Annotated in this window: 10 protein-coding genes; 4 read left to right on the top strand and 6 right to left on the bottom strand. The window is 61.1% G+C overall.

Annotation, left to right across the window (positions count from 1 at the left end; translation table 11 throughout):
* Window positions 1-46: 46 nt before the first annotated feature.
* Window positions 47-1,909 (bottom strand): glutamine--fructose-6-phosphate transaminase (isomerizing), encoded by a 1,863-nt coding sequence (gene glmS, locus Q0341_RS05910; protein ID WP_299511195.1) that lies wholly within the window; start codon window positions 1,907-1,909, stop codon window positions 47-49.
* A 147-nt stretch (window positions 1,910-2,056) separates the two neighbouring features.
* On the opposite strand from glmS, the gene Q0341_RS05905 reads away from it, so the two are divergent.
* Window positions 2,057-2,551 (top strand): Lrp/AsnC family transcriptional regulator, encoded by a 495-nt coding sequence (locus tag Q0341_RS05905; RefSeq protein ID WP_299511194.1) that lies wholly within the window; start codon window positions 2,057-2,059, stop codon window positions 2,549-2,551.
* A gap of 182 nt (window positions 2,552-2,733) precedes the next feature.
* On the opposite strand, the gene Q0341_RS05900 is transcribed toward Q0341_RS05905, so the two are convergent.
* Together Q0341_RS05900 and Q0341_RS05895 are read right to left on the bottom strand one after the other, a co-directional pair.
* Window positions 2,734-3,153, bottom strand: coding sequence for a putative toxin-antitoxin system toxin component, PIN family (locus tag Q0341_RS05900; protein WP_299511193.1), 420 nt, complete (start codon window positions 3,151-3,153; stop codon window positions 2,734-2,736).
* The gene (locus tag Q0341_RS05895; protein ID WP_299511192.1) at window positions 3,140-3,391 is read right to left on the bottom strand and encodes a type II toxin-antitoxin system Phd/YefM family antitoxin; all 252 of its coding nucleotides are present in this window, start codon (window positions 3,389-3,391) and stop codon (window positions 3,140-3,142) included. Before Q0341_RS05895 ends, Q0341_RS05900 begins: the two co-directional genes overlap by 14 nt.
* Window positions 3,392-3,535: 144 nt before the next feature.
* Between Q0341_RS05895 and Q0341_RS05890 the strand changes: the two genes are divergently transcribed.
* Window positions 3,536-4,348 carry an SDR family oxidoreductase gene (locus Q0341_RS05890; RefSeq protein ID WP_299511191.1) on the top strand — a complete coding sequence of 271 codons (813 nt, stop codon included), beginning with the start codon at window positions 3,536-3,538 and terminating at the stop codon, window positions 4,346-4,348.
* 10 nt (window positions 4,349-4,358) lie between these two features.
* On the opposite strand, the gene glmU is transcribed toward Q0341_RS05890, so the two are convergent.
* Window positions 4,359-5,765, bottom strand: coding sequence for a bifunctional UDP-N-acetylglucosamine diphosphorylase/glucosamine-1-phosphate N-acetyltransferase GlmU (glmU, locus tag Q0341_RS05885; RefSeq protein ID WP_299511190.1), 1,407 nt, complete (start codon window positions 5,763-5,765; stop codon window positions 4,359-4,361).
* Between the two features lie 314 nt (window positions 5,766-6,079).
* Between glmU and Q0341_RS05880 the strand changes: the two genes are divergently transcribed.
* Together Q0341_RS05880 and Q0341_RS05875 are read left to right on the top strand one after the other, a co-directional pair.
* Entirely contained in the window at window positions 6,080-6,385 is a 306-nt protein-coding gene (locus tag Q0341_RS05880; protein ID WP_299511189.1) for a hypothetical protein, read from the top strand.
* Window positions 6,382-7,233 carry a DUF6279 family lipoprotein gene (locus Q0341_RS05875; protein WP_299511187.1) on the top strand — a complete coding sequence of 284 codons (852 nt, stop codon included), beginning with the start codon at window positions 6,382-6,384 and terminating at the stop codon, window positions 7,231-7,233. Before Q0341_RS05880 ends, Q0341_RS05875 begins: the two co-directional genes overlap by 4 nt.
* Window positions 7,234-7,266: 33 nt before the next feature.
* Here Q0341_RS05875 and Q0341_RS05870 read toward each other — a convergent pair whose 3' ends face one another.
* Entirely contained in the window at window positions 7,267-8,280 is a 1,014-nt protein-coding gene (locus tag Q0341_RS05870; protein ID WP_299511186.1) for an MBL fold metallo-hydrolase, read from the bottom strand.
* Between the two features lie 77 nt (window positions 8,281-8,357).
* A complete protein-coding gene (locus tag Q0341_RS05865; protein ID WP_299511185.1) occupies window positions 8,358-8,987 on the bottom strand; it encodes a TetR/AcrR family transcriptional regulator in 630 nt (209 codons plus the stop codon).
* Window positions 8,988-9,050: the final 63 nt, after the last annotated feature.

Here is a 9,050-nt window from a genome sequence, read left to right as displayed (position 1 = left end):
GGGATGGCGCATTCGGCGTCAGAAGAACGACTGGGCACTGCAAAACTCACTCCACCGTGACCGATTTCGCCAAATTGCGCGGCTTGTCCACATCCGTCCCCCGCGCACACGCCGTGTGATAGCTCAGCAACTGCAGCGGCACCACATGCAGGATGGGTGACAGCACACCATAGTGCTCAGGCATGCGAATCACGTTCACGCCTTCGCTGCTTTCTATTTTTGTATCGCCATCGGCTAGCACATACAGCACGCCGCCACGGGCACGCACCTCTTGCATATTGCTCTTGAGCTTTTCCAGGAGTTGGTCGTTGGGGGCCACCGTGACCACGGGCATGGCGCTGGTCACCAGCGCCAGCGGGCCGTGTTTGAGTTCACCTGCGGCATAGGCTTCGGCGTGTATGTAGGTGATTTCTTTGAGCTTGAGCGCGCCTTCCAGTGCGATCGGGTAGTGCGTGCCGCGGCCCAGGAACAGCGCGTTTTCCTTGCTGGCGAATTCTTCGGCCCAGGCGATGATTTGTGGCTCCAGCGCCAGCACGGCTTGCAGCGCGGCGGGCAGGTGGCGCATGTCCTTGATGTGCATGGCCTCGTCGGCATCGCTCAAGCGGCCTTTGGTCTGCGCCAAGGCCAGTGTCAGCAAAAACAAACCGGCAAGTTGCGTGGTGAAGGCCTTGGTCGACGCCACACCGATCTCAGCCCCGGCGCGGGTCACGTAAGCGTGTTTGCACTCGCGCACCATGGCGCTGGTGGACACGTTGCAGATGGTCAGCGTGTGCGTCATGCCCAAGCTCTGCGCGTGGCGCAGTGCGGCCAACGTGTCGGCGGTCTCGCCGCTTTGGGTGATGGTAACGATGAGGGTGTTGGGGTTGGGCACCGATTCGCGGTAGCGGTATTCGCTGGCGATCTCGACCTGGCAGGGCACTTTGGCGATCGCCTCAATCCAGTACTTGGCCACGCAACCGCTGTAGTAGCTGGTGCCGCAAGCCAGAATCAGCACGTTGTCAATCGCTTTGAAAGTGGAATACGCACCGTCACCAAACAGCTCGGGCGTGATGCCTTCCACGCCTTCGAGCGTGTCGGCAATGGCGCGCGGCTGCTCGAAGATTTCCTTTTGCATGTAGTGGCGATAAGGGCCGAGTTCTGCCGCGCCGCTGTGCGCGTGCACGGTCTTCACGGCGCGGGTCACGGCCTTGTGCTCGCGGTCCACCACCCAGTATTTGCCCAGCTGAATGTCGACCACGTCGCCCTCTTCCAAGTACACGATCTGGTCGGTCACGCCCGCCAGTGCCATCGCGTCGCTGGCCAAAAAGGTTTCGCCCTGGCCCACACCCAGAATCAGCGGCGAGCCCGCACGCGCACCGATCACGCGCTGCGGCTCGTCCTTGTGGAACACGGCAATGGCATACGCGCCGTGCAGCTGGCGGATGGCGGTTTTGACGGCTTCAAAAATGTCGCCGTCGTACACGCTGTCGACCAAGTGTGAAATGACTTCGGTATCGGTCTGGCTCAAGAACACATAGCCCTTGGCTTGCAGGGCGGCGCGCAGTTCTTCGTGGTTTTCGATGATGCCGTTGTGCACCAAGGCCACACGCCCAGGTTTGCCGTCTGCAGCACCCGTGCCGTGGCTGAAGTGGGGGTGCGCGTTGTGCACAGCAGGCGCGCCATGCGTGGCCCAGCGGGTGTGGGCGATGCCGGTGCCGCCTTCAATGTGGTCGGCCGTGACTTGGTCCATGAGTTCTGCCACACGCGAGGTGCTGCGGGCCCGCTGCAAACCACCTGTGCCACCGCTCAAGCTGGCCGCGTGCACCGCCACGCCGCAGGAGTCATAGCCCCGGTATTCGAGCCGTTGCAGGCCTTGCACCAAGATGGGAACGATGTTGCGAGAAGAAACGGCGCCGACGATGCCACACATATTGAAGCTCCTGAATGAGGTCTTTTGATCAAACTGGGGCGATGTTAGGCTTTAACAAAAGAAATTTCAGTTTAATATTTACCTTTAATTTGACTTTAATTTCACTCCAATTTACAGTTGAAACATTATTAAATTAACTGCATATAAATGGAACAAAATTTACTCGACAACATCGACCTGCAACTGCTGGACGCCCTGCAGCGCGATGCCAGCATCAGCAATGTGGCACTGGCCGAGCGGGTGAATGTGTCGCCGCCCACTTGCCTGCGCCGCGTCAAGCGCCTGACCGAGGGCGGCTGGATCGAGCGGCAAGTGGCGGTGCTGAGCGCCGACAAGCTCAGCGTCACGCTGGGCCACGGCCTGAGCGCCTTGGTGGAAGTGTCGTTAGACCGCCAAAGCAGCGAACATTTGGATGCCTTCGAGGCCCGCGCCGTGGCGCACGATGCGGTGCAGCAGTGCTGGCGCGTCTCCCCCGGCCCCGACTTTGTGTTGGTGGTGCAGGCCCGCGACATGCCGCACTACTTGGCGATCAGCCAAACCCTGTTCACTCAAGACGCCAATGTGCGCAACGTGAAAGCGTTTTTTGCGACCAAGCGGGCCAAGTTCACGACGGCTTGGCCGGTATTCCCGATCGCTCATTGATCAGATCCGGTGAAGTTTGAATTCCACATGTCTTTTTCGGCCATGTGGATATTTGTGTCTTTGTAGGAGCCCACCCTGTGGGCGAAGGCTTGCAAGGGGTGTTCCACGCCCATCTCCCACAGGGGTGGGCTCCCACAAGAAAGCGATTCCCTGCAAGTTGTTCCAGACTTAAAGGGGCCGGATCAATCGTTGGCCAAGAGATCCAGCGCTTGGTGAACAGACACGATGCGCAGCCCCAGCACCTCAGGCGCTTCCAGCAAGTCCTTGTCGCCGCTGACCAAGCAGTGCGCCGGTGCTTTCAGTGCGGCTTCAATGAAATGGTCGTCATCGCGATCACGGCAATACTGCCCAGGCTCTCCTGACTCCACCCAAACCGCACAGGCGCTGAAGTCGCGCAACAAACGCTCGCGGTCTTCCAAAGAAATGTACCGGTCAAATTTGGGTCGGTAAATCCGCGTGCGCAGCTCATCAAACGTGGCTTGAGAAAACACCAGCCGGTGCTGCGCCAATGCCAACTGCACCAGCTTGGCGGGTGCGCCTTGCGAAGAGAGCGCGGCGCTGATGAGGATGTTGGTGTCAATGACCAGCTTATGACTCGTCACGCAGCAAATCTTCCAGCAGCTCAGAGGTCAAGCCCGCATGCTCAGCCTTGGTGGCCGTGTCCACCAAGGTGTGCTGCAGGCGGTTGGCGTAAAACTCACGCATGGCTTCATAGTCCTGCGCGGAGACCATTACGCCGACCACACGATCACGGCGCATCACGCGCACGGGCTCACGTTGCGCCAGATCGATGAAATGGCCGAACTGGGTTTTGGCTTCGTTGGCAGTCAGGGTTTGCATGGCACCAATATAGCACCAAACGAATGAATCATTCGATTGGATCGAAATCTCACAGTTTGCGCACTGAGCACGCAGGTGTGAAAGAATCCCCGGGCGAAGCCGGGCGAGCCAATCTTCGGCAAGCCCACCAAAAGGAGAACAGGCATGAATGTGATCATCATCACGGGCGCATCTGAAGGCATTGGGGCTGAAATGGCCACCCAGCTGGCCCGCACCAAAGGTGCCGCTGTGGCGCTGGTGTTGGCGGCCCGCCAATTGGTCAAATTGGAGGCGGTGGCCGAGGCTTGCCGTCAGCTCGGGGCACAGGTGCTGTGTGTGCGCACCGACGTCAGCGTGCGCGCAGACTGCGAAGCCCTGATCGCACAAACCGTGCAGCAGTTTGGACGGATCGACACGCTGATCAACAACGCCGGTATTTCTGCACACGCCATGCTGCAAGATGTGGATGCAGCCGATTTGGGTTGGTACGAAGAGCTCATGCGGGTCAACCTGTGGGGCACCATCTGGTGCACGCATGCCGCGCTCCCGCACCTCAAAGCCTCACGCGGTCGGCTGGTGGCGGTCTCGTCGTTGGCGGGCTTGGTGGGCGTACCCGGTCGCACGGCATACTGCACCAGCAAATTTGCGATGACTGGCTTCATGGAGGCGCTGCGCACCGAATTGCTGAGCGATGGGGTGTCGGTGACGATTGCCTACCCCGGTGTGGTGGACACCGACATCCGCCGCCGTGGCCTCAACGCCATGGGTCAGCCTGCAGGCTCCAGCGGCCTGAGCGAAGACAAGGCCATGCCCGTTGAGTTGTGCGTGCAAAAAATCTTGCAAGGCACCGAGCGACGCCAGCGCGATGTGCTCATGAGCCCGACCGGGCATGTGGGCCGCTGGCTCAAGTTGATTGCCCCGAGTTGGGTGGACCGCATGGCCTGGGCGGCCCTTAAGAAGTCAGATACACAGCGCTGAACCGGCAAGCTCAGGCTTTGGGCTGCTTCTGTGGTCGCGCCCAGTTCGCGATGCTGACCTGCTTGCCGCGCGCCACGCTCAAGGCCCCCGGCTCGGTGCTCTTGGTGATGGCAGACCCGCCGCCCACAGTGCCGCCTGCGCCAATGGTGACGGGTGCGACCAGCACGCAGTTGCTGCCAATGTGCACATCGGCCTCGATCACGGTTCGGTGCTTGTTGGCCCCGTCGTAATTGGCGGTGATGCTGCCTGCGCCGTAGTTCACCCGCTCGCCCACGGTGGCGTCGCCCAAATAGGCCAAATGATTGGCTTTTGATCCCTTGGCCATGGTGGAGTTTTTGACCTCAACGAAGTTGCCGATGTGCACGTCGGCGGCTAGCTGCGCACCGGGGCGCAGGCGGGCAAACGGTCCAATCAGTGCACCCTCGCCCACGCTCACACCCGGCTTTTCGCCGTCGATGTGGGTGAAGGGGTGAATCACCGCGCCCGCAGCGATGGTGCAGTTGGCGATCACGCAGTTCGCGCCGATCTTCACGCCTTCGCCCAATGACACTGAGCCTTCAAAGACGCAGTTCACGTCGATCTCGACGTCTTGCGCACAATCAAGCTGGCCGCGCAGGTCAAAGCGGGCGGGGTCTTTCAGGCGCACGCCTTGTTCCATGAAGCGGTGGGCCTGGCGCAGCTGGTGGGCGCGCTCCAACTCTGCCAGTTGCACCGGGCTGTTCACGCCCGCCACCTGCACCGGGTCGGTAATTTTGTGCGCCACCACCGGCACACCGTCGGCCACAGCCAGCTTGACCACGTCGGTCAGGTAGTACTCGCCCTGCGCGTTCTGGTTGTCGATGCGGCCCAACCAGCCTTTGAGCAGCCGGGCGGGCACGGCCATGATGCCGCTGTAGACCTCGTGGATCTGGCGCTGCGCCTCGGTGGCGTCTTTGTGCTCGACGATGGCCTGCACCTGGACGCCTTCGCGCACGATGCGGCCGTAGCCCGTGGGGTCGGCCATGTCCAGGGTCAACAGTGCCAGCTGCTGGCCACCGCACTCGGCGATCAGCGCTTGCAGGGTGTCCGCCTGGGTCAGCGGCACGTCACCCGACAAAATCACCACCACGCCATCGTCGGCCAGCGCAGGCACGGCCTGCTGCACGGCGTGGCCTGTGCCCAGCTGCGGCTCTTGGCGCACGCACCGCACGCCCATGGCCTGGCCCGGTGCCAGCACCAGCGGCTCAACCTGGTCGGCCCCATGGCCCGTAATCACCACCGCAGAACGGGCGTTCAGCAGCGCCGCCGTGTTCAGCACATGCTGCACCAGTGGCACGCCCGCCAGGCGCTGCAGCACTTTGGGCAGGCGGCTTTTCATGCGGGTGCCTTTGCCGGCGGCCATGATGACGACGTCGACGGGAAAGATAGGGGTGGTCATGGTGTGCACACTTTCTAGTTTTGCCACAGATAGGGAGCGGTCTTCGCGCATGGTTAAATTATCGCTGCCCCACATCGGGCCCATGATTCGCGAAAAAGGGCATTTCCTCCATGTGTCAATTTCGATTTGGACTTTTGTGCGTCGCTTTTGCTGGCAGCTTGTTCCTCGCTGGTTGTGGTGGCTCGGATCCGGCAAGGCCTGTGGGCAAGGCCAGCCAGTGCGCGCTGCCGCTAAAACATGCAGATGGTTTGAGCAGCGGCTACAGAATCGATCCTCTCGCCCAGACGATCCCCACACAGTTCAACGCTTGCGCAATGGAACAACTTCTCGCGGCCAGCCTAAGCCTGTGCATTGACCACCGCCAAATGGGTGAGTTGAGTGCCCAATTGATCTTGCCCAACCAAACCACATTGGACCTGGATCTGCAAAATACGGCCCAAGGCGCCGCTTGTTTGAACACCGGGCGCTTGTTCACCCTGTCGCTGCCCGCCAACCGTTTGCAGGTTTTTAGCGGCCTCAAGGGTGATTGGTCCGTGCTGGTCCTCGATAACGACAGAGTCTCCAGCACCCCCATGGGTTACCTGGCGGGTTGGTCCATGCAAGCAGAAGGCCTGCAATGATCCGCCCGATCATTGCCGTGGCAGCCCTGTTGCTTTTGCAGGCTTGCAGCGCCATCAAGCTCGGTTACCAGCAGCTGCCCACCTTGTCTTATTGGTGGCTGGACAGCGCGGTGTCGTTCAACAGCGAACAGTCGGTGCGGGCCAAAGAAGCGCTGGCGCAACTGCACCAATGGCACCGCAGCGAAGAGTTGGGCCCTTATGCGGACTTTTTGCAGACGCAGGCCCAGCGTAGCCAGCACACGGCCGAGGCAACGCAGGTGTGCAGCGCCTTCTCCGAAGCACAAACCCGACTCGACCGCCTGATGCGCGAGGCCGTGCGCCAAGCCGCACCAGTGGCGATGCTGCTGGGGCCACGCCAGCTCAGCCACATGGCCCGCCAATGGGAAAAGTCCAACGAAGAGTGGGAAAAAGAATGGTTGCAAGGCGACGCGACCGCGCGCTTGGAACGCCGCAAAGACAGAACCCTGAGTCGCTACAGTGACTTTTACGGGGAACTGAGCCATGAACAGACGGAGCTGATCAAAACCCAATTGACTCAATCGCCATGGAATGCCGAATGGGGGCGTCGCGATCGCCAGCGTCGCCAACAAGATTTGCTGTCGGCTTTGCAGCGGATTCAGCAATATGGCTTGACGCAGGCTCAGGCCCAAGCCGAACTGTGGGGCGTTTGGGAACGCTGGCTCAAGCCGCCGGACCCCAGCGACGCAAGCCTCATGCAAACCATGACACAGCGCGCCTGCAACAACCTCACCCAACTGCACAACACCGCCAGCCCCGAGCAACGCCTGCGGGCCACACGCCGCCTCCGTGCCTATGAACGCGACTTGCGGGACCTGATCCTGCCTTAACCTCCGGGCGGAACCCGGGGTGCCGCTTGACCGTCAGCTTTGCAGCGCTTGCCACATTTCCATGTCGCGCTCTGCCGTCCAGATGCGGGGGTTCTTGATGCCACTGGCCTCGTCGTAGGCACGGGTCACGTCAAACGGCAGGCAGTGCTCATAAATGAACACATGGCCGAAGATCGGGTCCATGCTTTTGCGGGCGTGGGCCATGGCGGCTTTGAGGTCCATCTTGGCGGCCACGGCTTCTTTGCCTGCTTGGAACAAAGTACTCACCCACAACTGGGTGTAATCCAGCGCTTTGTTCACATTGGCGTTGCCCTTCATGGCTTCGCCGCGACCGGGCACGATGGCTTCGGCATTCAGGGCGCGCAAGGCTTCGAGGGTGGCGGGCCACTCTTCCAACTGCGCGTCGCCCGTGTACACACCGGCTTCGTACTCGACCAAGTCACCTGAGAACAGCACTTTTTCTTCTTCCACCCAGGCGATGGTGTCACCACGCGTGTGGCCCGGGCCCGGATGCCAGATTTGCACCACCACGCCGCCCAGGTTGATGCTGAGCTTGCCGGGCACCTCGCCCTTGGTGGGGTTGCCGCCGCCCACCACCAGTGTTGGCCAGGTCAGGCCGGGGATGCTGTCGGCGCCACGGAACAAACGCGGAAAGCGCTCCATCTCGCTTTTCATGTCTTGTGCGCCGCGCTCTTTGATCAGGTCCAGCGTGCCTTCGCTGGCGATGATCTCGGTCGCGCCTTCGGCCGCGTAGGCGTAAGCGCCCAAAACGCGCACCGCGTGGTAGTGGGTCAGCAGCACGTATTTGATGGGCAGGTCGCTGACGGTGCGGATTTTCTTGATCAGGTCTTGCGCCATGGCCGGGGTCGCGGTGGCGTCGCTGACCATGATGAAACGGTCACCAATGATCACGCCCGAATTGGGGTCGCCCTCGGCGGTGTAGGCCCAGCAGTGTGCGCTGAGTTGCTCAAAGGTGATCTTTTTTTCGCTCAGGTCGGCCTGGCTGGCGAAGGCCTTGACGGGCGCTTTGGTGGGGGCTTTGGACATGGAAGTTTCTCCGGTCAATGAAGGGGGTAATTTTACCTAAACGAAATGCATTACGGATTGTTGAATTCCAAACGAACTCAACCCAAGCCCTTTTCCAGCATGGCGATGACTTCGTCGGCAAAGGCCGCATAACTGATCGGCCCGCCCGGGCGCAGCCAGGTGAAAGTCCAATTGATCATGCCCAACAGCATCATGGTCAGGGCGGTTTGGTTGGTCGGGGTCAAGCGATGGGGATAGGCGCGCTTCATGAAACGGGTCATGGCGGCGACGATGTCGCGCTGGCGGTTCAAGATCAGCTCGCGCGGTGACACGGATGCCGCGCCCAGAGCCGGGTCGGGCACATCGCTCAAAAACTGCGTGTCGTTGAGCAGCGCTGCGTGCCGGGTGGCCGATGTTTCGTATTCCTGCAAGAACGCCCGCACCAGCTCGTGCAAGGTGGCCCGGTCGTTCAAGTCCTTGCGCTGGGCGGTGGCCTCGGTCTGCGCGATCACCGCCAGCAGCCGCTGGGTGTGGCGGTCGAGCAGGTCAAACAAAATCGCTTCTTTGCTGTCGTAATAGTGGTAAAGCCTCGCCTTGGAGGTGCCACACGCGGTGGCGATTTCGTTCATGCTGGCAGCCGGATAACTGCGCTGGGCAAAGCATTGCGCCGCAATGTCGAGGATCGCGTCGCGTTTGATGTCGTGGGTTGCGGATTTGGGTCTGGCCATGGGCTTCAGCTCAAACCGGCCAGACCACGCCGTTGTCGTTCAGGATCGCGTCGAGGGGCGCGT

The organism is uncultured Limnohabitans sp. (assembly GCF_937889215.1).
Taxonomy (GTDB): Bacteria; Pseudomonadota; Gammaproteobacteria; order Burkholderiales; family Burkholderiaceae_C; genus Limnohabitans_A.
The sequence above is the reverse complement of the archived record's forward strand: the minus strand, read 5'-3'. Positions and strand labels throughout refer to the sequence as shown.